This window comes from Paenibacillus kribbensis (genome assembly GCF_001705305.1).
Classification (GTDB): Bacteria; Bacillota; Bacilli; order Paenibacillales; family Paenibacillaceae; genus Paenibacillus; species Paenibacillus kribbensis_B.
On sequence record NZ_MCBP01000011.1, the window covers coordinates 94,462 to 117,484 of the forward strand.

Below are 23,023 nucleotides of genomic sequence, written 5' to 3' on the forward strand. Positions count from 1 at the left end.
GTACTTTGGAGTCGATTATGGGTAATAATGCAAGACAACGCAGCAGTCGGAGGGAGGCGTGAGCCGAATGGATGAACGAAATGAGCAGCTATTTTATACAGGAACTTATGCGTCTCGGAATGAAAGAGGGATTTATGTATGCGCTTTGGATATAGAAGACGGTGATCTGCGTATCATTGGCGGTGTGGAGGGGATTGAGCGGCCTTCTTTTCTGGCACTGCACCCGTTATGGGGAGAAGCTGTATGCTGCCAGTGAGACAGAGGAAGGTGAGATGTATGCGTATCAGGTAAATGCCCAGACGGAGAGCTGCATCCTTTGGATCGGAAAGGGACGAAGGGAGCACACACCTGCTATGTATCCGTAACAGCGGATGGACATTATGTACTGGCCGCTAACTATTCAGGCGGGAATGCCGCTGTATTTCCGACGACGGAAGCTGGAGGGTTGGGAGATATGTCGGGGCAGGTTCAGCATACAGGCTCAGGTATTCGCCAGAACCGTCAGGATGCAGCACATCCCCATTCGATTCATTCCTGATCCTTCAGGACAGTATGCCTTAGTATGTGATCTGGGTTTGGATCAGATTGTAGTATACCGTTTGACAGAGGACGGAAAATTGGTGACCCATCGTGAAACAGATTTACCACCCGGCTCCGGCCCGCGCCATCTGGTGTTTCATCCTACACGTCCCTATGTTTTTGTCGCCAATGAGTTGAACAATACCGTCGCCGTATTTGGCTACAATGAACGTAATGGAGAGCTTACATTGCTGCAAAGCCTGTCCACATTGCCACCAGGCATCATTGATGTGGAAAATACAGCTGCAGATATTCGGATTACCCCCTGTGGGCGCTATGTATATGTGTCCAACCGGGGACATGACAGCATTGTACTGTACCATGTCGATCAGGGCAGCGGCAAGCTGAAGGCGGTCGAATGGGTGGAAACTTTCGGCAGCACGCCGCGTAACTTCAACATCCTGTCGGGTTATCTGGTGGTGGCGAATCAGGATGGAAATAACATCGTATCTTTTGCTATCCATGATGAGGATGGTCGACTGACACGAACGGGCTATGTGCTGAAGGTTCCCTCCCCTGTGTGCATTGAACCTGTACGGTAGCCGCAGGGCATTGAAAGAGTGCATAGTAAAACACGGCGCTTTGCTCCCATGACAGGCATGGGGCAAAACGCCGTGTTTCAGGTCTTGAAACAGTCTGAAATGGCTCAACAGCTATTTGCTGGACTCCTCGGCTTCAATCATTGCTGTTTTTGTGTGGTTTTCAGCAGGTTTGTAGTACAAGCGGAACAGAATATCCTGATTGTAGTTACCGAATCCGGTACCGAACAGGGTTACCCCTCCAATATGCTGGGCATCATCCAGTATGGCAATACGGAATTTCCATTGCTTTTGATCAATCAGCACTTGGCTTAAAGTCACATCGGATATCTGCTTGCCATCCATAAAGGTACCCTCGGACGTAATGCGAAGTCTTTTGAGCAGACCGTATTGATTGATGAAGTCTGGCCACCATGCGGGTGTGTATTTGCCACGGTTGTCCCCGAAATCTCCTGGGCTGGTCCAAGTCCCCAGATTGACATCATTCAGAAAAAAAGTAATGTCTGAAGGCCAGTTATCATTGGTAAAAGGCGCCTCGGACGATAGCTCCATCGAAATTTCCAGTTCCTCGGCCTTTTGGCTGGACAGCAGGAAATTGGGTACCTTATAATCCATATATCCCTGGCTAAACCACAGAATTTTGGAATTGAAGCGCTCAGGGTCCAGGAATGAACGAGGCTCGTCGAATTCTCCGATGATTTTTTCGACGGTAGCTAGTCCACAGGTCGGCTGAATTTCAAAATCCGTAAAGTGTCCGACGGAAATTTCCGTCTGATGAAATTGCCGTACGTCCTGCTGATATCGTGGCATGGCGATCTCAATTTTGTCTGTAGCCAGCGAGCACACCTTCTGAACTCCACCACGTCCGGGCAGCATTTTGGTCGAAATAATGGACGCTCTCTCCAGCTTTTTGACATGCATGGTCATGATCGCACTGCTAAGTCCCAGCGCTTCTGCCAGCTCGCGTATATTCATAGGCTTCTCCGCAAGCAGAACAATCATATTCAGCCGAACCTCACTGGCCAGCGCTTCATATACGGGAAGTGATTTTTCAGAAATGTCCAGTTGCATAGTTCCTCCAATTCTAACGTACATCATCAATTGATGGCAGTTTAACATATATGGATTTTTTTCAATATTCATACATAAAAAACGATATGATTTACATTTATATAAACAATATACCCTTTCCTTGATTGCTGGCACAAGCCTAACCCCTCAAAAAGCCCAAAATTGTTCAAAAAACAGGACACCCCTAAAGCCATTCGCTGTTTGTTGGGATGTCCTGATGATGGTATGTGGTTTGAAGGTTAATATCAGGTATGTTCTTCTGTCAAAGAAAGGTCAGACGTTCTATCTTTGTCTGCCATTTGCCCCCCATGCTGAAATGAATCAGCCTTCATCAGACCGGGATGACCGACGTAAGGACGATCACTCCGTGAGCGACCTCGGGTGAGTCGGAAGCCGAGCAAAAACAACACAAGCTGCACAGCCAGTATGTAAGGAGAAGCCTCCGGTCCGATCCATTGAAACAGAGCGACAGCGGATATCACCATAGACAGCAGGCTTGTTGGAAAATGGGAAGCTGTTACGTCCAGATCATTTTGCCTGCGTAGGGTCATCAGCCGATATGCATACAGCAGCGCGATCAAACCGGATACAAATCTCATCCATGTACATCCTATAAGCCAGTAGGCAGATGGCGCAGTATTGGACAGACTGCTATCGATATTGCTGTAGGATGCCAATTCCACAAGCAGCCTTGAGACCAGCCAGATCATCCCGGTCAGCGCCAACGGGCCGGCTGCCGGACGAAGCAGCCTCCATAAAGCTGTTCCCCAACCTGGAGCATGTGACTCCAGCAAGACAAGCCGTCGTTCCTCGATCAATTTGTTCATTTCGCGCTCCAGGGATTTGAGCAGCAATTCCCTGCGAAAAGTATCGCATTCCCGGAGGGATGCCTGCACCTGCTCCTGCAAGTGGGGAGTCAAATAGGGAGCAGTCTTCGCCTCCTGAAGAGCGTGAATCAGTTCGTTCGGGTATTGCTGCTTTTCGTTGCTGCTGTCCAGGGCAGCGGTTTGGAGACAGCCTGCTAATCGCCCGTAGATGCGCAGGGACTCCTGCAATTCATTCAGTCGCTGCTGACGAGAATTTCGAAGCTGGGCTGCACTGTGAACATACAGCCATACCAGCAAGGATAACGCCAGCAGTAAGGCAATCAGACCGGGTGAGATATATGCGGCTAAGGCCGCGAAGTCCGTCGGGGACACCCGCAATCCCTCCTTCCATTGTTCTTCCTACACTATTGCACAGACCGCACAGGCATTTCAAGGGTTGTCTGTGTCTGACCAAGATATATAAAGTATTTTTTGGTAAAATAGACAAGATTACAAGCAGGGAGAGGAGATTCAGTATGGCATCGAATCAACCGTACGGACAGCTTCGCGTGGATTACGCCATTCCATCCGCCCAAGAGTATCGGGTGCTATGTAAGGAAGCAACTGAAATCGAATTTTGCGAAATACTAATAGTAAGTAAATTACAGGAAGAGGGCAAGTTTATATGAAAGTTATTATTTTCGGAGCAACAGGAACAATTGGTCAAGCGTTAGTAAAGGAAGCGATCAAGCGCAAGTATGAGGTAACGGCGGCGGTACGTGATCCGCAGCGGGTGACGGAGCAAAGTGAATATTTGGCGGTCGTTCAAGCGGACATTCTAAATCCGAATTCAGTTACAGAGGTGGCGAAAGGACACGATGCTATCATTAGCGCCTACGGTCCCACATTTGGAGCGGAGGAAGAATTGCTTGAGGCGACCCGGTCTTTATTGGAAGGCACTCGGCGTTCCGGTGCGGAGCGCATCCTTGTGGTTGGCGGAGCCGGAAGCCTGATAACAGAAAACGGTGAACGCCTGATGGATACCGCCGAGTTCCCTGAGGAAGTCAAGCCACTTGCGGCTGCACATGCTGAGGCACTTGAGCTGTATCGCGCTGCCGATGTGGATTGGACATATTGCAGTCCTGCGGGAATTATTGAACCGGGGAAGCGTACGGGGCATTTCCGAATTGGCCTGGATCATCTGGTGGTTGACGAGTTGGGTCACAGCCGTATCTCGGTAGAAGATTATGCGGTAGCCCTGATTGATGAGCTGGTAGAAGGGGAGTTTGTCAATTCCCGTTTTACGGTTGGATACTAAGCACTAGGTACTTCAATACGGGAGGGGAAAAAGTATGTACATGGTGACCGCCGATGAAATGCGGCAATTGGATCGGTATACGATTGACAAGCTGGGTATCCCGGCTCTCACGTTGATGGAAAACGCCGGGCGCGCGGTAGCCGACGAGGTAATGAAACTTTGCGCGGGGAAACACGGATCGAGCAATGAGAGCTCGGGAGGCCATACCAATCCAATCTGCGATGCTGATGCTGCTGATGTGTTCAGGGGGCAGGCGACAGAAAACGTCGCTCAGACAGGACCGAGGGATCTGCCGGGTCACGGCGAGGTCATTCGGGTGGAGCCGTGGAGTCAGGGGCGCCATGCTGTATGGCAACGGGAGCATTGGTATATCCTCGCAGGCAAAGGCAACAACGGGGGCGACGGACTGGTGGCAGCCCGCCATCTGACCGATGCAGGGCTGCGCGTCACCGTTGTCTACGCCGACTCACCGGATACGCTGCGCGGTGAAGCGGCTGCGCAGCGCGATGTCATCGCGGCTCTGGGCATCCCGGTTATCGTCTACGGCCGGGATGCCCTCGACCTGCGCGGCGCCTCAGGCATCGTCGATGCCCTGCTGGGCACGGGCACGCAGGGCCCGCCGCGCGAGCCCTATGCCTCGCTGATCCGCGAGGCCAATGCCAGCGGCGCGCCGCTCGTGTCGGTAGACGTGCCTAGCGGCCTCGATGCCGACACAGGTGCGCTGCATGAGCCGTGCATTCGTGCGCGTGTCACCGTATGCCTCGCCTATCTGAAGCGCGGGCTCGTCCAATACCCGGGCGCCGAGGCCGCAGGCGATGTGGTGGTACGTTACATCGGCATTCCGCCCGGACTTGCCCGTGAGTGCGGCGTACAGCTGCGTCTTCTGACCCGCGACACGCTGCGCGAAGCGCTGAACGTGGACGTAAGCCGCAGCCGCGTGCCGGACGGGCACAAGGGCACCTACGGCCACGTTCTCGTCGCTGGGGGAAGCCTGCGCATGAGCGGCGCGGGCTTGCTGGCCGCACGTGCCGCCCTGCGGATCGGCAGCGGCCTTGTGACGTGGGCGGTGCCCGAAGGGCTGCTGCCGCACGTGATCGGTGCCGCGCCGGAGCTGATGCTGGCGGCCGCAGCAACGGGGAGAGACGGCGAATGGAACGCCGACTCTGCGGAGGAGCTGCTGCAGCTCGCGCAGGCGCGCGATGTGCTGGCCGTCGGTCCCGGCCTTGGCCGCTTCACCGGGGACACCGGCTGGCTGCGCTGCCTGTGGGAGAACTACGAGGGCCCGCTCGTGCTTGATGCGGACGCCCTGAACATCCTTGCCTCTGCGGGGTCTGAGCTGGAGGCCTGGAAGCCGAGAAGCGCGGCGGTCGTGCTGACGCCGCACCCCGGCGAAATGGCTCGTCTGCTGGGCATATCGACGGCAGAGGTGCAGCGTGACCGTATCACCCATGCCCGGCAGTATGCCCGGACACGCGGGGTTACGCTGGTACTCAAGGGAGCGCGTACCGTCATCGCGTGCCCTGACGGAACGGCCTACGTCAATACGACAGGTCATGCCGGGATGGCGACAGGCGGCGCGGGCGATGTGCTGACAGGCATGATCGCGGGCTTGCTGGCGCAAGGCTTGAACGCTTCGCAGGCAGCGGCCTTTGGCGTGTATCTGCATGGCGTGGCTGGAGAAACAGCCGCGCGTCATCGCCAGCATCCCGCCGCAGTGGTGGCCGGTGACATCATTGAAGCCCTATAGGCCATAGCAGTAGCGGCAGGAGGAAGGCCAGCATAATCTGTACTCCATACCCACGGTTCAGCCAGCGCCTTCCCCCGTAGTACAGCAGTGTGATGACTGCGCCAGCTATGCCGTTGCTCCATAAAATGCCGGCTCCGGCAGACGACATCAAAGTACCTAGCAGGAGAAAGATACTGAATCCTGCGGCAAGGTACAGGCTGAGCTGCTCGGGCTTTCGCAGCCAGGGCAAAAAATCGCGCAGTGCATCGGCAGCAAGAGCTGCCGGGAGGGCAAAGCCATAGGCCCACAACTGCGCGGTCAGCTCACCACTATTGCCTGCTATAGTTACGGGAATCCCCGTTATTTCCTCTGCCAGATAGCAGTATATCCATAAGAGGGCAAAGACCAATCCCCCACAGGCCAGTTTGTTCAACGCATAACAACCAAGTTCCATTCGCCAAGGCATTTTGGAATTAAATTCATTCCAGGGCTGTCTCATGTTGCGACTCCTCCTTAGGGCACCCAGTAATCTACAACCAATCAAGGAATTAATTGCTATTACAATCCGCTTACGGTTTACGGCATTTCATTTTACGTTAGCTGTGTATCATGTTCCTAAGCAATAAAGATTGCGGATAGCCGCGGTACGGAGAGGCGGGGATTGCATGATACAGGCGGTTATTTTTAATCTCGAAAGTACATTGTTGGACCCCGGAGGACGGGGCCTGATCCAGGGAATGCTTGATATTTTCAGATGGAAAGGTGTACAAGTAACCGAAGAGCAGGTATCTCATGGGCGAGGGTTGCCGATCCGTGACCATATTGCCAATGTGCTGGGACTTTCAGAGGTTCGAAAAAAATGGTTGGAGCGCTTCGGTACACATCCGGGGAGAACGGATATTGAGCATATTTATGTTGAGCTTGTCCCGGTTCTCCGTTCCTTGATTCAAGGAGCCGAGCCCGCGATTGGTATAGACAAGGCACTGCAAGAATTGCAGGATCGTCGTATTCAGTCAGGTGCCACCGCAGCCTGCCCGATGGAGATGTTGGGGCCTATTTTCTCGCCTGCACAGTCACCCTATACGCTGGATTGTATGGTAGCCCCTTGTGAAGTGTCGCAGGGACGCCCTTACCCGTGGATGATCTACGAAATTGCACATCGTTTGCAGGTATTTCCGCTCAGCGATATTGTGAAAGTAGGAGATACGGCAGCCGATATGCAAGAGGGAAGGAATGCAGGCGTATGGACGATCGGTGTGTTGAACCATAACGATAGTGCGCTAATCGCAGCGCAAACAAGCAGCCGTGAAATAGACGACAGAGTGACAGAAGAACGACGCAGACAGAGCGTTTACGGATTAAAAAGGGCAGGAGCTCATATTGTCATGAATTCGATCGCTGACTTGCCGCGTATTCTACGTGAAATCGAGATGCTCCAGCATACGGGCGGCTATCCCTCTTATACGAAGCAGGTAAAAACAGCGTTGATGCCCCCGTCTTGAAGTGCCTCAATACACAGTTCTAGTTATATGTATGCGCCACGCCGGATGAAGGTGAACTTTTCAGGTTCTGGGCATGCGACTATTTTAAATTGTATCTCGAACATCCTGGATAAAGGGGGAAAAAAGGAGATGACCTGCCCGCAACCGGCGTCAGGTTCACCTCCTTTTCAAAATGCAATGTTCCGTATAGAATTCATGCGATCTGAATGACCTGTACACCCCATGCCAAGCCCGCCCCGAAGCCCATCAGCATCACAATATCACCACCACGAACGAGCTTTTGTTCCATGGCTTCCGCAAGGGCAATGGGAATAGAAGCCGCTGACGTATTTCCGTAATTTCCGATATTTACAAAAAATTTGTCCAGAGGAATATTCATTTTGCCAGCGGCACTCTCGATGATTCGAATGTTGGCTTGATGTGGAATGATTAAAGCAATATCATCAATGCTTAAATTCAATGTTTTCAGAGCTTTTGTTAGCATGGATTCCACAATACGAACCCCGAACTTGAAAACCTCTCGACCTTGCATGGTGATGGGGCCTGTAACCGGGGATGTCAGCGCTTCTGCCCCACGTTCTTCCGAGCCCAGCAGGGAGAAGCACGGGAAAGCGCCGGGGCGAGATTGAAGGACGACAGCGCCCGCACCATCTCCAAACAGAACAGCAGTATTACGGTCCTGCCAATCTATGATTTTGGAGAACTTGTCCGCTCCAATCACCAGAGCATTGTGGTAGGCGCCCGACTTCATCATGTCGCTGCTGACTGAAAGGGCGTACACAAAACCGGAGCAGGCTGCCGATAAGTCGAATGCAGGTGCGCGGCTTCCGAGCTTTTGCTTGACCAGCATGGCGGTGGAGGGGAAGGCATAATCAGGAGTTGAAGTCGCCACGACAATGAGATCCACATCTTCCAGGGATAAATGGGCACGGCTTAAAGCCTGGGCTGCAGCAGCGACGGCAAGGTCAGAGGTGTCCGTGGTTGCTTCTGCAATATATCGCTGACGGATGCCTGTTCGCTGGCTGATCCATTCATCGGATGTGTCCAGAGATGCGGCTAATTCCACATTGGTTAATAGTGAGGTCGGAACGTAGAATCCTGTACCTGTAATTGTAACCCCGTTCAGGTTGAGAGCTGATTGCATTTAGGTTTCCCTCCAATGAAATAATCACACAAAAGACCGTAAAGACCAAAAAAACCAAAAAATTAGTATGAATAAAAATATAACACAGTCGGATTAAAAAGAAAATGTGCCGAGTACAGCTTGCTGTACGGAGAAATCTGGAGTGATCCTGCTGCTTGATTATATAGATATTCAGTGCTAAGATTTAGACACAAAAAACCCAAGAACGTATTCGTAGAGAATACACAGGGAGGTATACAACAATACCGTGCCACTTACTAAACGTCGTCTGCAATTTCTGCATACATTGGTGGAATTGTATCAAAAAACGAATTTACCCATTCATTACGAAGCTTTGGCTAAATCATTAGGCGTTAGCAAATGGACGGCCTATGACATGCTGAAAGAAATTGAAAAGCTCGGTTTTATTACGCGCAGCTATGAGGTGAATGCCAAGGTAACCGGGCGCTCTCAGGTCGTATTTGTGCCTACAGATAAAGCTTCGGATTTGTTCAACCAGTCCAGGAATGAATTAGTCGATCTGGTGGATTGGAAAAAAACTGTCGAGAACATTTCAGAATTGCTTAAAGATTTGAACAACACAAGCCTCAATGAGGCTGTCCGAAAAATTTGGGCTGAAATTCCTGAAGCTAGCGTCAGAATCAATTTTTGCGCCTATATTATAGGACTTCTTTTGATGTACTTGAAGAAGCTGGGAGGTAAAACGGGTCCCTGGATTCAGCAGATTGTCCTTACAGCGCCAAGCAAGGAAATGGGCATGACCATGTTTGTTGGCACTGTGCTAGGCATGGCTGTACAGATGATAAACGATGAATTGGGCCTTGAAATTACGGAGCTGGTTTCCCGTTTTCTGCAATCCATTTCGGATCTTTCTGACGAGGAAAAAGGGTTGCTTTATAATTTTCTGAGCGAGGCTTTTATATAAGCCGTATGGAAAAGTTTCCTATCGTGTCACTACGCAGCCGGAGAGTGCTCCCATCAAAGGATGTCAATCATCCGTGAGGAGAGGGAGCTGGTCTCCCTGCATTTAGTTTTTGGGTCTTCTGTGTGTTTGAATGCATTCAGTAAATAAAATACAGGTAAAGGGGCTGCGTATATGCCGAAGGTAGGATTGGTTTTGGGTGGTGGGGCAGTCAGAGGACTTGCTCATCTGGGGGTGCTGAGAGCGTTCGAAAGACACGGGATTCAGGTCGATTGTATCGTCGGTACGAGTATGGGCGGCATCGTTGGAGGGCTTTATGCGGCGGGTGTTCCTGCGGATGCTCTATTGGATTGTATTAAAAAGACACCTAAATACCGTCTGCTGGATATCGGCATACGCCATCGTGGTTTAATTGCCGGCAACAGCATGAATACGGTGGTGAATGAGCTGCTGCAACAGTATGGGCAGCATACGCAGAAGATTGAGGAACTTCCTATCCGTTTTAAAGCTGTTTCTGTCGATCTACTGGAAGGCAAGCAGATCGTTTTTGAACAAGGTGATTTGGTGACAGCACTGCGGGCTACGATGGCGTTTCCCGGCTTATTCGCTCCTGTGATGCATGAAGGCAAGATGCTGGTCGACGGAGGGGTATTAAACAATTTGCCTGTAGAAGAAATGAGACGGGAGGCGGATTGTTTAGTGATTGCTGTTGATGTGGCGCGGGGACATGAAAAAAAGCCACCGCGCAATATGGTAGAAGTCGTATACCGCTCCTACAGCCTGATGACTGCTGAACGAAAGCACAACAGTCTCCGGCTTGCGGACATTGTCATTCGCCCTGAAGTCGGACATATTGCGGCGTTTGACTTTACGAAATGGCCTGAATGTGTCGAGGCGGGCGAGGAGTCGGTCAAACACATTATGGATGGGCTGAAGTTGCAAATAGCCAATCATGGGCAACCAGCACAGATGCATGTATGAATAGTAATTCACATAATTTCGTAATTTTTTTGCGTGTTTGCGTAATTTTCATTCCTCATGAAAAAAGCCTTAACCCGAAGATACCGAGTTAAGGCTGTATTTTGCTACTTACAAATCGTCAAATCCGTTGTCATCTCCGACCTTGCCATAATTGCGTGATTTTGCTTCGAAAAAGTCTGTTTTTGTCGCATTCAGCGCTTCATCCGAAAATGGCTTGATCCAAGGCATGGAATTTACGTCTACGCCTTCGTAGGCTTTGTCCATACCGAGCAATCTTAAGCGCATATTCGCCATATATTTGATATAATCGCTCAGCTCGTTCAAGTCGATGCCGCGAACCTCCTTGAGTGTATAATGCGCCCAATTCGTTTCCAGCTCCACAGCACGGTTGATCATTTGGTAGACATAGTCCATATTTTCCTTTGTATTCAGCTCAGGGAAATCGGCCAATAGCTGCTTGAACACTTCGGCAAAGAAGTAGCAATGCTGATTTTCATCGCGCTGAATATACGAGATCATTTGGCTGGTGGCCATCATTTTTTGGTCACGGGCCAAATTGTAGAAGAAGGCGAATGTACTGTAAAAGAAAATGCCTTCCAGAATCAAATCGGCTACCATCGCCTGGAAAAAGGTCTGCGGGTTCTGCTTATCGCGGAACTCCTGGTAAATGGACGAGATAAATGTGTTACGCTCCAGCAGGACAGGATCATTTTTCCAGTATTCAAAAATTTCCTTTTGCTCCTGCTCTGATACCAGGGAAGACAGCACGTAGGAGTAGGACTGGTTATGCACCACTTCCTGTTGCCCAATAATGGCCGAGATAGCTTCTAGCGAAGAGTCGGTAAAATAGCGTTTTACATCTCCGACAAACATCGTTTGCATGGAATCCAGCACGGCCAGCAGGCCGATGTTAATTTTGAATGTGCGCTGTTCTTCGGCATCCAGCACAGGAAACTGGGAAGCGTCTTTGGACATCGGAATTTCATCCGGAATCCAGTGGTTAAGCAGCAGCACTTTATACAGCTTGTACATATGCGGCATCCGAATATCGTTCCAGTTCAGAATGCCGGAGTTTTCGCCTTCAATAATACGGGTAGAGCGATTAGGCGCTTCCGTGTTAAAAATCTTTTGTAACTGCATGAGAGCTTCTCTCCTTTAGTTTAGGATGCGCAGCTTTCGCATTCTTCAATCGTCAGTGCGCGGCTGCGTACGTAATAGGTCGACTTCATACCTGATTTCCAGGCATGGATGTGCAGCTCTAAAAATTCAGTAGCTTTAATATCCGGACGTACATACAGGTTAAAGCTTTGGCCTTGGTCAATATGCCGCTGACGTGCAGAAGCCATGTTGATCGAGGCATGTTGATCCAGCAGGAAAGCCGTTTTGTAGTACCAGATGGTCTTTTCGTTCAAGTCCGGTGCAGGATTCGCGATCTTGTAGGTTGTTTTCTCTTCATAGGAAAGCAGCTCATACAATGGATCGATACTGGCCGTAGAACCTGCAATGATCGACGTGGAACCGTTAGGCGCGATGGCGAACAGCCATGCGTTGCGAATGCCGTTTTGTTTGACCTCTTCGGCAAGCTCACTCCACTCGGACGAGGTGACGAATTTGCCTTCACGCGTACCGTCTGTATAGCCACGGGATGTGAAATAATGCCCGGTTGACCAGTCAGAACCCTCAAATTTGGCATAACGTCCTTTTTCCTTTGCCAGCTCCATGCTGGATTTAACGGCCAAATAGTTGATTTTTTCATACAAATGATCGTTATAGGTTACCGCTTCATCAGACTCCCAACGGATGCCTTCGAGTGCGAGCAAGTGATGCAGACCGAACGTGCCCAGACCGACTGCACGATATTGGCTGTTCGTATATTGTGCTTGCAGCACTTCAATATTGTTGATATCAATGACGTTATCCAGCATGCGCACCTGAATCGGTACGAGACGATCCAATACCCCTGCCGGAACGGCGCGAGCCAGATGGATGGAGTTCAGGTTGCAGACAACGAAGTCGCCAGGGATTTTGGAGATGACAATGCGTGTTTGTCCGTCCTTCGTCACCAGTTCCTCTTTTTCTACGACGGTCGCAGATTGATTTTGCATAATTTCCGTACACAGGTTGGAGGAATACACCATACCGTGGGCCCGGTTCGGGTTGGCCCGGTTTACCGTATCGCGGTAGAACATGTAAGGCGTACCGGTTTCCAGCTGCGATTTCATCAGGCGTTTCATGATGTCGATGGCAGGCACCGTGATACGTGAGAGAATCGGATGCTGCGACGCTTCCTCATATTTCTCGCGGAAGGAGCCAGCACCAAAGGACTCATCATAAAAATCCTCCAGTCCCAGTGAACGCCCTTTCTCATCTGTCCAGCCCATGACCTTCTTCACTTCATGCGGGCAAAACAGGTTCCATTCGCCGCGTGCTTCGACCTGCTCCATGAACAGATCGGGCAGACATACGCCGTGGAACACGTCATGTGCGCGCATCCGCTCATCACCGTTGTTCAGCTTCAGGTCAAGGAACGCGAGAATGTCCTTGTGGAATACGTCGAGATAAACGGCAATCGCACCTTTGCGTGTACCCAATTGGTCTACACTGACCGCCGTATTGTTCAGCTGGCGAATCCATGGAATCACGCCGGAGCTTGTATTTTTATGTCCGCGGATATCGGAGCCGCGCGCCCGTACTTTACCGAGGTACACGCCGATACCGCCGCCCATTTTGCTGAGACGGGCTACATCGGTATTGGAATCGAAAATACCTTCCAGCGAGTCGTCTACCGTATCGATAAAGCAACTGGACAGCTGTCCGGCCACCTTTTTTCCCGCATTGGACATCGTTGGTGTAGCAGCGGTCATGTACATGTTGCTCATCGCCCAGTAAGCTTCCTTGACCAGTTCCATGCGCTTGTCCGCAGGCTCCTGGTGCATCAGGTACATCGCGATGATCATGTAGCGTTCCTGTGGCAGCTCCATCACACGTCCGTCAAAATCGTTCGCCAAATAACGCTCAGACAGCGTCAGCAGCCCGATATAATCGAACAGCAGGTCATTTTTCGGCATAATGGAAGCGCCCAACTCATCAATTTGCTCCTTGGTGTAGTAGTCGAGCAATTCCTGACGGTAGATTCCCTTTTCGACCAGCTCCGTGATCAATGGGTAAAAGGCGCCGTAAGGCTCGTCTGCGTAGGATTTGTAACGGCGATGGGTCGCCGCTTTTTTATATAAGGAAGTGAGCAAAGCACGTGCAGCGGCGAATTTCCAGTCCGGTTCTTCCTTGCTGACCAGCTCAAGTGCAGCCATCACAAATGCGTTGCTGATTTCATCTCCCGTGACTTCGTCCCGGCGCAGCTTGGTGGTCACACCGCGAATAAGACGATCTTTATCCAGCTTGTCCAATCCGCTGAGCACACGGTCGGCATATACGGAAATGCGTATTTCATCAAAAGCCAACTGGCGGTTGTTTGGTTTTGTTACGAGTTGTGGCATAGGATTAATTCCTCGCTTTCCTGATTTGGAATACATACTTAGGGAATAGACATGAAGAATGAACATGTTGACCGAGGCGAAAATGAATAAAAACGACAGTATTTTGGGGCTGTATGTAATCCCATAACATAGAAATAGCGATGCGCTTGCCAATGAAGGAAGAGAAAGTTGGTTCCCATGCAATTTATCGGCTACATCACTATATTTAGAAGTGTTATGAATATTTAACCCAACATATTGTGTTTATAAACTTAAAATTTCAAATAAGTGCAAGGAGTATTATAGCAACATTCGCAGCCGTACGTAAAGGAAAAGGAATGGAAAATCAAAATATGCAGAGGAAGCAAGGGCTGTATTTGAATTGAGGCTGCGTGAACGGTACAATGAATGATAGAGAGGTTTCTTTCAGAAACAATCAGTATATCAGCATACATATGCCCTTGTTTAAAAGTGAAGTATGAGTTCAAAAATAAAGGAGGCACACCTCGATGGCCATTGCAGAAGTGACTGTAATCCCGATAGGAACGGGCAGTACCAGCCTGAGCGACTATGTTGCTCAGATGCAAAAAGTGTTAAAGATGCAAAAAGGAATTACCTATGAGCTTACCTCTATGAGTACGATTATTGAAGGCTCGTTGGACGATGTGTTTACCGCCATTGCAGCGCTGCACGAAGCGCCATTCCTGTCAGGTGCCAAGCGCGTCTCCACCTCGGTCAAAATCGACGACCGCCGTGACAAGCCTTCCTCCAGCCGTCAAAAGCTCCGTTCCGTCGCAGATAAGCTGTCTGGCACAGGGATAGGAACAGGGAACGTCACCGAATTAAATCCAAATCCTAGTTGAAAAAATGGATGTAAGTCATTGATTTTTATGTAAGGAAGAGTATAATAGTTTTTGTTGTCAGCTTAACCTGACTCGCTGGTGTAGCTCAGGGGTAGAGCAACGCACTCGTAATGCGTAGGCCGGGGGTTCAATTCCCTTCACCAGCATCCTATTAAACTCAAGCACAGCGCGGCTTCCAAGCTTTTTGGAGGCCGCGCTTTTTTGTTGAATTGAGCATTTTTCTAACATTCTTCTAACCTTTAGTCTAGTCTAGTGAAGTGAGTAGATGTAAAAAAGACTCCACTGGCATCTAGCCGGATAGAGTCCTCTTGTTGTTTATTTGGTTGAATACTCGCTTACTTCAAACGTGAGGATTTTGTTAAATATGACGTAGTCCTTGCGGTTGCTAAATGGACCTTTGTTATTAGAATGTTTATCGATGGCATAAGATGCTGTACCTGATCCAGATTGCTTACCTTCGTACCATGAGATAAAAGAGTTTACTTCTTTCATACTCAAATCGAATTCCTTTTCCAAACCAGTATCCATTGTTACAGTCAGAATAGCACGGTCACCAGTTGGTTGTGCTGGTTCGGTTGGATCAGCAGGTTCAGACGGATTAGGATTAGGACTTGGTGTCGGATCCGGTGTTGGCGTTGGATCTACAGGCGCAGGATTAGGCTCAACAGATTGGTAAGGGCTTAATGGGCCGTCAGTGTCAATACCATATAATGCTAAGTACTCTTTTGTATTGTTAATAAATTCTACAGAATGATTACCATTGTCTAAATTAAGTTTCTCAAATTTGATTCTTTTTGTACCATCATCCGAACCATATAGTGATATTTTTTCAACGAATTTTCCATCAATAAATACATCAATGTCTTTTGAGAAAGACCACCATGTTGTGGAAATAAGTCGGATTTTTGTCCCAGTAAAATTAAACTTTAGAATAGCACCTTCCTTTTGCCATTGAGATGCGTATGTGGATACTCCAGTATTAATCGCCCATTTCCCTCCTAAATATGTAATATACTCAGAATCATATTTATGACGTGTCCATCCAGACTCGGGTTCGTTCAGTGCTTCACCAACAGATGCAGCCATGACTGTGTTGTGATTAAGGCTAGTAATGAAAAATAATCCCAGTAAAAAAGAAAATAATAGTTTTTTGAATATATTCATTTTTCTCCTCCTAATGGTTGTTTAATGATATTATGGTACATCTAGCAAAAAGGATTGTCTAAACATTAATGTCTATATATTCAAATAAAAGTTTAAAAATTAAAATTTTCCGAGGATAATAAGACTCTGCTGTTGTATATCTGGTAAACCTTTATTTTAATAGCTATATTTTCAGTGCAAGGAGTTTAAGCTAAACCAGCAGCAATCAGTCAACAAGTAGCAGCTGAATGTACGCTGGAGTTCCGAGTTCACACTACCCAGAAACCGGAGCACGCATTAGGGATGCCATTGAAGTTGGGTATTGCCTGAGCCTGGATGGACTCGGTATGATGACCGATCACCAGAATTGATGTATGGGAATGACTGGGTTAAAATTGATAATTCAGAAGATTACAATAAAACAGCATTAGGAGCTGTTCACAATAAACCAAGTACGATTGATTTTAAGTTTGGAGGGGACTAAAATTAGACTTATTCTTAACATGTCAGACTCATACACTAATAAGGTAGGTATTAGCATTGATGGTAAAATAGAATACTTTAGTGCTTATAGGGAGTCTTGGTCACATCAGCGGTTGGCGTATGAAAAAGTGGGATTAGAGAGAGGAATACACAACGTTAAAATTTGGACAGAGGTACCTTCAAGCAACTATGTTGTTTATGATTATCGGTTTGATGCTATAGATGTGGATTCTGATGGTAAGCTGACTGATTACAATGGTTCAGAAATTAATCTAAGTGCTGAGGCAGGAAATAGTCAGGTTACATTGAAATGGAATCAGATCAAAGATGCGGAAAGCTATACAGTCAAATACGGAACAGTATCAGGTAAATGCACCGAAACAGTAACAGCAACAAAAGATGCCTATGGAAACTTCGTCATTCCAGGTCTGACCAACGGAACAAAATACTACTTTGTTGTGAGTGCTAAATTGAATGGAGTAAATTCTGAATACTCCAATGAAGCATCTGCCACTCCACAAGGAGGAGGAGGTCAAACTGGCCCTGAGCAACCAACAGGAAACCGTGCGATTCTGGTAGTTACCATGACTACCGGTTTGGAGAAAGAATTTGACTTGAGCATGAAAGAGGTCAATGACTTTATTGCCTGGTATGAGGGTAAGCAGACCGGATCTGGATCGGCTTCATACTCGATCAACAAGCACGATAACAATAAAGGTCCATTTAGTAGCCGAAAGGATTATATGCTGTTCAATCGTATCCTAACATTTGAAGTAAGTGATGAATACTCTAAATAAAATCCAATCTCCGCTAGCCCTATGCAGGTTAGTGGAGATTTTGCTATGTTTTGAATGAATTTCGATTAGGAGAGTAAAATAAAAAGCCCTCATATTTTAGAGGGCTTGTGGTATAATCTGGATTGTACAACACACCTTGAGTGGGCGCACCCTCCGAAAGGAGGTGATGCGATGCACATTTCGTTTGGTGAAGTGCTGACCTTCGGGATATTCTTGATTGCTCTGCTTACTTACATTGATAAACGAAAGTGACCCACTCACAGGTTCGCGCCAGTGTGGGTCACTCTATCTGATTAAGCATTAACTCGGGAGGGTTTCCCCACTCAAGTTGTTTGTACTAGGGACGGTTGGCGGACCGTCCTTATTTCTATTCTTATGTTATCATATCCATTTTATTCAGACAATAAAATTGTCTTTGTTACCTAACATTACGAGGAGTAGCCAGATTTCTGCGTTGCTCATTTTTGTGTCTTGAATAACGAACGAAAGCTACTACGGATACTCTACAATTACCCAACACAAAAGCGGCGAATGCAAACAGTTTGCAAACCTTTAGTTTAGTAAGTGAGTAGATGTAAAGAAGGACTTCATTGGCATTGTTAGCCGATATGAAGTCCTTCATAATGCTTATTTAGTTGAATACTCACTAACTTCAAATGTAAGGATTTTGTTGAAAATTACGTAATCTTTTCGATTGCTGAATGGACCTTTGTTATTATTGTGCTTGTCAATGGCAAAGAAGGAAGCACCTCTGCCAGCATCTTTAGCATCATACCAAGCGATGAATGCACTCAGTTCTTTTTTACTCAGATCGAATTCCTTATCAAATCCATTGTCCATTGTTACAGTCAGAATAGCACGATCGCCAGTAGGTTGCGAGGACCCATCTGTATCCGACGGATCAGGTGTCGTAGACGGATCAGGTGTTGTAGACGGATCAGGTGTTGTAGATGGATCAGGTGTTGTAGGTTCGCCCGAAGCTTGATAAGGTAAAAACCCTTCTGGAACAGAATATTTAAAAGCGCTTGCTCCAAAATTGGCTTCGTAAGTCATTGTTCCAGATGTTCCATTCATGACCATCGGGAAGACCTGAGACCCTTCTAGTTCAGATGGTTTAACAGTGTTGGCTCCCAGTGCAACACCATTCTTGTACCAAACAATTTTATCGCTATCTAAATCCAGTGCAACACCGATAACATCATTAAGTCCAAACGTAGGACCATAAGCTGTTCGCACGTCTGATGTAATATTATTTATAATTTGACCACTATAACCGTAGTACCCTTGATATTTCGGACCAGATTCACCTGTTATTCCTACTAATGAAATACTGTGGCTAACCTTTACTTCCCAATACCATTTTCCTTTTGTTTTTCCCACTGTCGCTTTGTCGCTTTGTCCTACGGCCCCGAGAGAAGTTACTACAGATCCGTTTTTCCAAGTCACATTTGTAGTCTCTGCTTTTGTAACGGTAGGGAACAATGAGAACACGGAAACCCCAATGATAAGAGCTAACATGATTGTTCCTAGTTTTTTGAACATGATATTTTTCATGACTTCCTCCTAAAATATATATAATAACAAGTGAATTATAGAACTGGATTGGGAGAATTGTCCAAACATTAAATGGTTTTATTTCAAATATGAGTAATATTATGGAATTTAAATTATTTAAGTGGAACGTAAACATCAATAATGTATAAAGGTACTCGGCATTAAAATTTGGATGGAACATGGGATAATATGCACAGAAATGACTAGCGTAGAAGGAAACTATATATTGTTCACCGAATGAAATATTGAGGTGATCGTTTTGAATCGCACATTTAAAATATTGAAAACAGATATGGAATTGTTTGGATCTGCATTGGTTCAGGCGCATGTATACGTGGTATCTGTTGATGAGGAATTACGTGTGACCTTTGAGGATTATGGGGGAATCGTAGAGGAGATTGCACCGGAATCGGTCAGGATTGCGGGTAAAATGTTTAGGCGAGACCAGCTTGAATTTCGGGTAGACCTAGGATCATGAAAAAACACTGGATGATCTTATAACTCCGCTGGTTTATAGCCAGTACGGAGTTATTTTTTCATTATTAGGATTTTTCGTTCGTTTGCGCTAAGATCAGCATTTTGCATAATTCAATTCCTAACGCTCAAAAGTACAAGACATAGACAAACTAAACCGTTTTGATCTATATATTGCTTATTTAAAACCGCTCTTGTGACTTATGAAAAATATAAATGCTCACATATATATGTTAGGGAATTGTTTAGCGATTGCATCAGTGATCATATCAGCCATCTCTAACGCTTGTGCTTCAATTTTATCGTATATTTGAATGCTTGTTTTATAATCTTTGGTGATCATGGCGACTGCTTCCGCCTTGGTTAAGGCTAGGTGCTCGTAGAACATTTTCCTGAATTCTTCTTTTGGTAAATAAGGATTGATGCGGCTTAAAAACTCGGCAATTTCGTCGGCGTTGGAATACCATTTTTTCTCAGTGGCTGCAACCAGATTTTGATATCCTGCTATGGCAGCTTTAACAAGATCCGCAGCTATGACCAAATGCTCTCTTATCAAGTTGCCGTATGTTTGAGCTACCTGATCACCGTACAAAGGCCGAAGTGAATTCCCCATATCTGTAGCATTTTGAAGCAGCCGCGCGGTTACCACGTCCACATCGGGCAAATGAAAGACCAAGCTAAGGATGGTCATCCTTGTCCAGGCTATATGTTGTTCCCACAGCATACGCATGAAGCTTTTCAATTCAACTTTTGCCTTGCTTACACATGGAGACATCTTGGTTATGGGAAAAGCAGGTGCAGCTTGATCTGAACGCCAGCTATAATCGCATGGTTCTACGACATATAGAAATCCGCCTGTTATATATGGGTACATACTCCTTCACTCCTCGTATCGATAAATTTCGATGCTAATCGCGGCTGCATTTAGTGCTACATTATTCAAGCTCATATTGTTGGGTGAATGTCCCTTAGAAAAAGTCATACAACGTGGTTTCTGAGGTGGCCGAGAAGGTGGCGACAGCATCTTTTGAATTTATCAAAACAATATATACCATCATGCTCGGAATCGATATAATGTTCCTATTGTAAGCATTATTGCTGCAAATGATAGGGTGGCATGCAGGAAAATTTATTAGCGAAAATGGGTCGATAAAGAGGGGGGAGGGAATATGATAAGCATGGATAAAAAGTCGGACACCGTAATCGTTGTGCTGCACGAGATATACGGGATTAACCAGCATATACAGCATATGTGCAAATTATTATCGGATCAGGGTTATGACGTTGTTTGTCCAGACTTACTGGGAAGAGAAACCCCCTTCGACTATTCACAAGAAGAAGCTGCCTATCTTAATTTTGTGGAAAATGTAGGCTTTGCCCACGCTTCATCTCAAATTAAAAGCTTATTAATAAGTATTCGAGATCGCTATAAAAAAATATGTATCGTTGGGTTTAGTGTAGGGGCAACGATTGCCTGGCTGTGTAGTGAAGAAAAAGGTATCGATGGAATCGTAGGATATTATGGCTCACGTATTCGAAATTATTTGGAGATGGTCCCACAATGTCCAACGCTGCTATTTTTCCCACAGGAGGAACCGTCATTTGATGTAGATGAGCTGATTTCAGCCTTAAATAATCACCATAATGTCAGGGTATATCAATGTAACGGACAACATGGATTCAGTGACCCGTATTCTCCACGATATAATGCGCATTCAGCTCAAAAATCGTTAAACGAAATGCTGGTTTTTTTCGAGAAAAAGGAACGATAATAGCAAATATAACCTGTTAGGCGAAGAAGAGAGAGCACTGGGGTGAACCAAATGAAAGTATTGGCAATTGCACCGTATGAAGGATTAAAAGAATTGATGATCGAACTGGCGGAAAAAGAACAATTTGACCTGGAAATAGAGGTTGGGGATTTGCAGGCCGGACTGAGATTGGCCAAAAAGGCTGTTGCAGACGGTGTAAATGTGATCATCAGCAGAGGCGGTACGGCTGAGATGATACAAAAGGAAGTCTTGGTGCCGGTAGTAGAGATTGAAATCTCGGGCTACGATATTTTGCGGGTGCTGACACTGACTAAAAATTATAATGAAAAAACAGCTATTGTCGGTTTTCCGCCAATTGCGCACGGTGCAGCTGCGGTATGCGATGTCATGGATATGGATATATCCACTTACGTCACGGATAAAGATAGCGTTGAGGGATTACTGGTCCGCCTTAAAGCTGAGGGATACAGAATGATTATCGGTGATGTAGTGACTGTGGGCAAGGCTGAGCAACTCGGACTAAGTGGTGTGCTCCTGACATCAGGAAGAGAAAGTGTGCTAAAGGCTTTTCAGAATGCGAAGAAGATTCATGAATTGATGGAGAGATTGAAGGATGAATTTATAGTTCCGCATCGTGTTGTCAAGGAGTCATCTACCGGGTTTGTGGTATTTGACGAGAACGGGAAATCTGTATTTGCCAATAATTCTGCTCCGAATCCAGCAGCCTTCGAACAGATGGTCCAGGAAAAGAATGCTTTTTCTGTACTAAAGGAAAAGGGCTTTTTCCAAGGGACATTCAGAACAGACCAGCATAGCTGGCAAGTAGAGGGGGAGCGGCTAGACCAATCGGACCGTATGCTGTACAGCTTCCAGATCAAAAGCAGCAGTGACGTGAAGTTTCGGGAAATACAAGGAGTTACGATGATCCGTCCATTTGAGAAGAATATGACCTATATGAATCATATGGATATGGTGAAGTCAGAGCCCATGAAAAAATTAATCGATGAGTCCCTGAAGCTGTCCGAAATGGATGAACATTTTGAGATTCAAGGGCGAGTAGGCACGGAAAAGGAATTGATAGCTGAATACATCCATTTTAAAAGCCGACGTCACCATGCGCCGTTGCTGATCGTGGATGCTTTGCAAATTTCAGACCAGCAATGGAGTTGTTTATTTGAAGAAAATACTATACCACCGGATGGAACTCTATATATTAAAAATATAGATTGCACTACGTCAGAACAGCATAAGATGCTACTGCAGTGGTTACTTGACTCTGCGCCCAAAGCCAGGCTGATTACGTCCTGGGCAAAAACCCCCGAGAACGATATTCAGGAAGACAGCGTTCTTTATCCATTATATGAACTCTGTGGTCGGCTTCATATCCGTATTCCGGACTTGAAGGAGAGGGGCGAGGATATGATTCGTCTTGCCAATCTTTTAATCCATGAATGCAATGAAAAATTCGGAAAGCAGATTGTTGGGCTGCGGCCAGAGGCAGAACAATTGCTTAGAGCATCCATGTGGCCGGGCAATGTGGATCAATTACGCAGAACAATATACCAATGTGTCATGCAGACGAATACAGCATATGTGGAAGCACGTGATCTGGAGACTGAAATATATGCAGTCGACACTACGTATGAGACAGGAATAAATTTACAGGGAACGCTGGAGGAAATTGAACAGGACATCATCCGAAAGGTCTTTATAGAGGAAAACGAAAATCAGACGAATACCGCCAAAAGGCTAGGCATTAATCGGACCACCTTATGGCGTAAATTAAAATAGTATACCATGCTATATTTGCAGCCCCCTAAAGCCGGAACGAATTCATTGGAAATTCGTCCAATACGGCTTTAGGGGGTATTTTATT

The 23,023-nt window shown here is 47.0% G+C and carries 21 protein-coding genes, 1 tRNA gene and 1 pseudogene; 14 read left to right on the forward strand and 9 right to left on the reverse strand.

All coding sequences use genetic code 11. The features are described 5' to 3' along the window. The first annotated feature begins 67 nt into the window (after window positions 1-67). Window positions 68-538, forward strand: a pseudogene (locus tag BAZ21_RS29795) (lactonase family protein). A gap of 37 nt (window positions 539-575) precedes the next feature. Next, window positions 576-1,121 (forward strand): lactonase family protein, encoded by a 546-nt coding sequence (locus BAZ21_RS29800; RefSeq protein WP_256021884.1) that lies wholly within the window; start codon window positions 576-578, stop codon window positions 1,119-1,121. 111 nt (window positions 1,122-1,232) lie between these two features. Here the strand turns inward: BAZ21_RS29800 and BAZ21_RS19085 are convergent, their stop codons facing one another. Further along, entirely contained in the window at window positions 1,233-2,189 is a 957-nt protein-coding gene (locus BAZ21_RS19085) for an ArsR/SmtB family transcription factor (protein ID WP_068504094.1), read from the reverse strand. A 245-nt stretch (window positions 2,190-2,434) separates the two neighbouring features. Then, a complete protein-coding gene (locus tag BAZ21_RS19090) occupies window positions 2,435-3,388 on the reverse strand; it encodes a hypothetical protein (RefSeq protein WP_068504096.1) in 954 nt (317 codons plus the stop codon). Window positions 3,389-3,531: 143 nt separating this feature from the next. On the opposite strand from BAZ21_RS19090, the gene BAZ21_RS29805 reads away from it, so the two are divergent. The 3 genes from BAZ21_RS29805 to BAZ21_RS19100 are packed head-to-tail and all read left to right on the forward strand — an operon-like array spanning window position 3,532 to window position 6,060. Continuing rightward, the gene (locus tag BAZ21_RS29805) at window positions 3,532-3,684 is read left to right on the forward strand and encodes a hypothetical protein (protein WP_256021889.1); all 153 of its coding nucleotides are present in this window, start codon (window positions 3,532-3,534) and stop codon (window positions 3,682-3,684) included. Then, the gene (locus BAZ21_RS19095; RefSeq protein WP_068504098.1) at window positions 3,681-4,313 is read left to right on the forward strand and encodes an NAD(P)-dependent oxidoreductase; all 633 of its coding nucleotides are present in this window, start codon (window positions 3,681-3,683) and stop codon (window positions 4,311-4,313) included. Before BAZ21_RS29805 ends, BAZ21_RS19095 begins: the two co-directional genes overlap by 4 nt. A gap of 34 nt (window positions 4,314-4,347) precedes the next feature. After that, window positions 4,348-6,060, forward strand: coding sequence for a bifunctional ADP-dependent NAD(P)H-hydrate dehydratase/NAD(P)H-hydrate epimerase (locus BAZ21_RS19100; protein WP_068504100.1), 1,713 nt, complete (start codon window positions 4,348-4,350; stop codon window positions 6,058-6,060). On the opposite strand, the gene BAZ21_RS19105 is transcribed toward BAZ21_RS19100, so the two are convergent. After that, window positions 6,044-6,538 (reverse strand): hypothetical protein, encoded by a 495-nt coding sequence (locus BAZ21_RS19105; protein ID WP_068504102.1) that lies wholly within the window; start codon window positions 6,536-6,538, stop codon window positions 6,044-6,046. The two genes, BAZ21_RS19100 and BAZ21_RS19105, sit on opposite strands and share 17 nt — an antisense overlap. A 166-nt stretch (window positions 6,539-6,704) precedes the next feature. On the opposite strand from BAZ21_RS19105, the gene BAZ21_RS19110 reads away from it, so the two are divergent. Next, window positions 6,705-7,541 (forward strand): HAD hydrolase-like protein, encoded by an 837-nt coding sequence (locus BAZ21_RS19110; protein WP_068504105.1) that lies wholly within the window; start codon window positions 6,705-6,707, stop codon window positions 7,539-7,541. Between the two features lie 193 nt (window positions 7,542-7,734). Here BAZ21_RS19110 and BAZ21_RS19115 read toward each other — a convergent pair whose 3' ends face one another. Beyond that, entirely contained in the window at window positions 7,735-8,685 is a 951-nt protein-coding gene (locus BAZ21_RS19115) for a beta-ketoacyl-ACP synthase III (protein WP_068504106.1), read from the reverse strand. A gap of 247 nt (window positions 8,686-8,932) precedes the next feature. On the opposite strand from BAZ21_RS19115, the gene BAZ21_RS19120 reads away from it, so the two are divergent. After that, the gene (locus BAZ21_RS19120) at window positions 8,933-9,610 is read left to right on the forward strand and encodes a MarR family transcriptional regulator (protein ID WP_068504108.1); all 678 of its coding nucleotides are present in this window, start codon (window positions 8,933-8,935) and stop codon (window positions 9,608-9,610) included. A gap of 171 nt (window positions 9,611-9,781) precedes the next feature. After that, window positions 9,782-10,588: a patatin-like phospholipase family protein gene (locus tag BAZ21_RS19125; protein ID WP_068504110.1), complete on the forward strand. Its 807-nt coding sequence runs from the start codon at window positions 9,782-9,784 to the stop codon at window positions 10,586-10,588. Between the two features lie 108 nt (window positions 10,589-10,696). Here BAZ21_RS19125 and BAZ21_RS19130 read toward each other — a convergent pair whose 3' ends face one another. After that, window positions 10,697-11,728 (reverse strand): ribonucleotide-diphosphate reductase subunit beta, encoded by a 1,032-nt coding sequence (locus BAZ21_RS19130; RefSeq protein ID WP_068504113.1) that lies wholly within the window; start codon window positions 11,726-11,728, stop codon window positions 10,697-10,699. A gap of 20 nt (window positions 11,729-11,748) precedes the next feature. Next, window positions 11,749-14,082 carry a ribonucleoside-diphosphate reductase subunit alpha gene (locus BAZ21_RS19135; RefSeq protein WP_068504115.1) on the reverse strand — a complete coding sequence of 778 codons (2,334 nt, stop codon included), beginning with the start codon at window positions 14,080-14,082 and terminating at the stop codon, window positions 11,749-11,751. Between the two features lie 488 nt (window positions 14,083-14,570). Here BAZ21_RS19135 and BAZ21_RS19140 point away from each other — a divergent pair, with 488 nt between their 5' ends. Together BAZ21_RS19140 and BAZ21_RS19145 are read left to right on the forward strand one after the other, a co-directional pair. After that, complete coding sequence (locus BAZ21_RS19140) at window positions 14,571-14,924, forward strand: MTH1187 family thiamine-binding protein (RefSeq protein WP_068504118.1); 354 nt, start codon at window positions 14,571-14,573, stop codon at window positions 14,922-14,924. Window positions 14,925-14,998: 74 nt separating this feature from the next. Further along, window positions 14,999-15,070, forward strand: a tRNA-Thr gene (locus BAZ21_RS19145). Window positions 15,071-15,239: 169 nt separating this feature from the next. Here BAZ21_RS19145 and BAZ21_RS19150 read toward each other — a convergent pair. Next, on the reverse strand, window positions 15,240-16,088 hold the full coding sequence (locus tag BAZ21_RS19150; protein WP_068504120.1) for a hypothetical protein: 849 nt from the start codon (window positions 16,086-16,088) through the stop codon (window positions 15,240-15,242). 482 nt (window positions 16,089-16,570) lie between these two features. Between BAZ21_RS19150 and BAZ21_RS29810 the strand changes: the two genes are divergently transcribed. Beyond that, complete coding sequence (locus BAZ21_RS29810; protein WP_256021900.1) at window positions 16,571-17,347, forward strand: fibronectin type III domain-containing protein; 777 nt, start codon at window positions 16,571-16,573, stop codon at window positions 17,345-17,347. A gap of 627 nt (window positions 17,348-17,974) precedes the next feature. On the opposite strand, the gene BAZ21_RS19160 is transcribed toward BAZ21_RS29810, so the two are convergent. After that, window positions 17,975-18,901, reverse strand: a complete 927-nt coding sequence (locus BAZ21_RS19160; protein ID WP_068504121.1) for an SPRY domain-containing protein — start codon at window positions 18,899-18,901, stop codon at window positions 17,975-17,977. A 250-nt stretch (window positions 18,902-19,151) separates the two neighbouring features. On the opposite strand from BAZ21_RS19160, the gene BAZ21_RS19165 reads away from it, so the two are divergent. Beyond that, window positions 19,152-19,379, forward strand: coding sequence for a hypothetical protein (locus tag BAZ21_RS19165; protein WP_373441562.1), 228 nt, complete (start codon window positions 19,152-19,154; stop codon window positions 19,377-19,379). A 216-nt stretch (window positions 19,380-19,595) separates the two neighbouring features. Here the strand turns inward: BAZ21_RS19165 and BAZ21_RS19170 are convergent, their stop codons facing one another. After that, window positions 19,596-20,249, reverse strand: coding sequence for an acetylglutamate kinase (locus BAZ21_RS19170; RefSeq protein ID WP_256021904.1), 654 nt, complete (start codon window positions 20,247-20,249; stop codon window positions 19,596-19,598). Window positions 20,250-20,544: 295 nt separating this feature from the next. On the opposite strand from BAZ21_RS19170, the gene BAZ21_RS19175 reads away from it, so the two are divergent. Together BAZ21_RS19175 and BAZ21_RS19180 are read left to right on the forward strand one after the other, a co-directional pair. Beyond that, a complete protein-coding gene (locus BAZ21_RS19175; RefSeq protein WP_068504123.1) occupies window positions 20,545-21,147 on the forward strand; it encodes a dienelactone hydrolase family protein in 603 nt (200 codons plus the stop codon). A 51-nt stretch (window positions 21,148-21,198) separates the two neighbouring features. Further along, the gene (locus BAZ21_RS19180; RefSeq protein WP_068504125.1) at window positions 21,199-22,938 is read left to right on the forward strand and encodes a sigma-54-dependent transcriptional regulator; all 1,740 of its coding nucleotides are present in this window, start codon (window positions 21,199-21,201) and stop codon (window positions 22,936-22,938) included. Window positions 22,939-23,023: the final 85 nt, after the last annotated feature.

Excerpts from the sequence above, each read along its gene's own strand:
- BAZ21_RS19180 (WP_068504125.1), top strand. The coding sequence starts at position 21,199 with ATGAAAGTATTGGCAATTGCACCGTATGAAGGATTAAAAGAATTGATG.
- BAZ21_RS19095 (WP_068504098.1), top strand. The coding sequence starts at position 3,681 with ATGAAAGTTATTATTTTCGGAGCAACAGGAACAATTGGTCAAGCGTTA.
- BAZ21_RS19130 (WP_068504113.1), bottom strand. The coding sequence starts at position 11,728 with ATGCAGTTACAAAAGATTTTTAACACGGAAGCGCCTAATCGCTCTACC.
- BAZ21_RS19100 (WP_068504100.1), top strand. The coding sequence starts at position 4,348 with ATGTACATGGTGACCGCCGATGAAATGCGGCAATTGGATCGGTATACG.
- BAZ21_RS19085 (WP_068504094.1), bottom strand. The coding sequence starts at position 2,189 with ATGCAACTGGACATTTCTGAAAAATCACTTCCCGTATATGAAGCGCTG.
- BAZ21_RS19150 (WP_068504120.1), bottom strand. The coding sequence starts at position 16,088 with ATGAATATATTCAAAAAACTATTATTTTCTTTTTTACTGGGATTATTT.
- BAZ21_RS19160 (WP_068504121.1), bottom strand. The coding sequence starts at position 18,901 with ATGAAAAATATCATGTTCAAAAAACTAGGAACAATCATGTTAGCTCTT.
- BAZ21_RS19105 (WP_068504102.1), bottom strand. The coding sequence starts at position 6,538 with ATGAGACAGCCCTGGAATGAATTTAATTCCAAAATGCCTTGGCGAATG.
- BAZ21_RS19125 (WP_068504110.1), top strand. The coding sequence starts at position 9,782 with ATGCCGAAGGTAGGATTGGTTTTGGGTGGTGGGGCAGTCAGAGGACTT.
- BAZ21_RS29805 (WP_256021889.1), top strand. The coding sequence starts at position 3,532 with ATGGCATCGAATCAACCGTACGGACAGCTTCGCGTGGATTACGCCATT.
- BAZ21_RS19175 (WP_068504123.1), top strand. The coding sequence starts at position 20,545 with ATGATAAGCATGGATAAAAAGTCGGACACCGTAATCGTTGTGCTGCAC.
- BAZ21_RS19140 (WP_068504118.1), top strand. The coding sequence starts at position 14,571 with ATGGCCATTGCAGAAGTGACTGTAATCCCGATAGGAACGGGCAGTACC.
- BAZ21_RS19135 (WP_068504115.1), bottom strand. The coding sequence starts at position 14,082 with ATGCCACAACTCGTAACAAAACCAAACAACCGCCAGTTGGCTTTTGAT.
- BAZ21_RS19170 (WP_256021904.1), bottom strand. The coding sequence starts at position 20,249 with ATGTACCCATATATAACAGGCGGATTTCTATATGTCGTAGAACCATGC.
- BAZ21_RS19110 (WP_068504105.1), top strand. The coding sequence starts at position 6,705 with ATGATACAGGCGGTTATTTTTAATCTCGAAAGTACATTGTTGGACCCC.
- BAZ21_RS29810 (WP_256021900.1), top strand. The coding sequence starts at position 16,571 with ATGTCAGACTCATACACTAATAAGGTAGGTATTAGCATTGATGGTAAA.
- BAZ21_RS19115 (WP_068504106.1), bottom strand. The coding sequence starts at position 8,685 with ATGCAATCAGCTCTCAACCTGAACGGGGTTACAATTACAGGTACAGGA.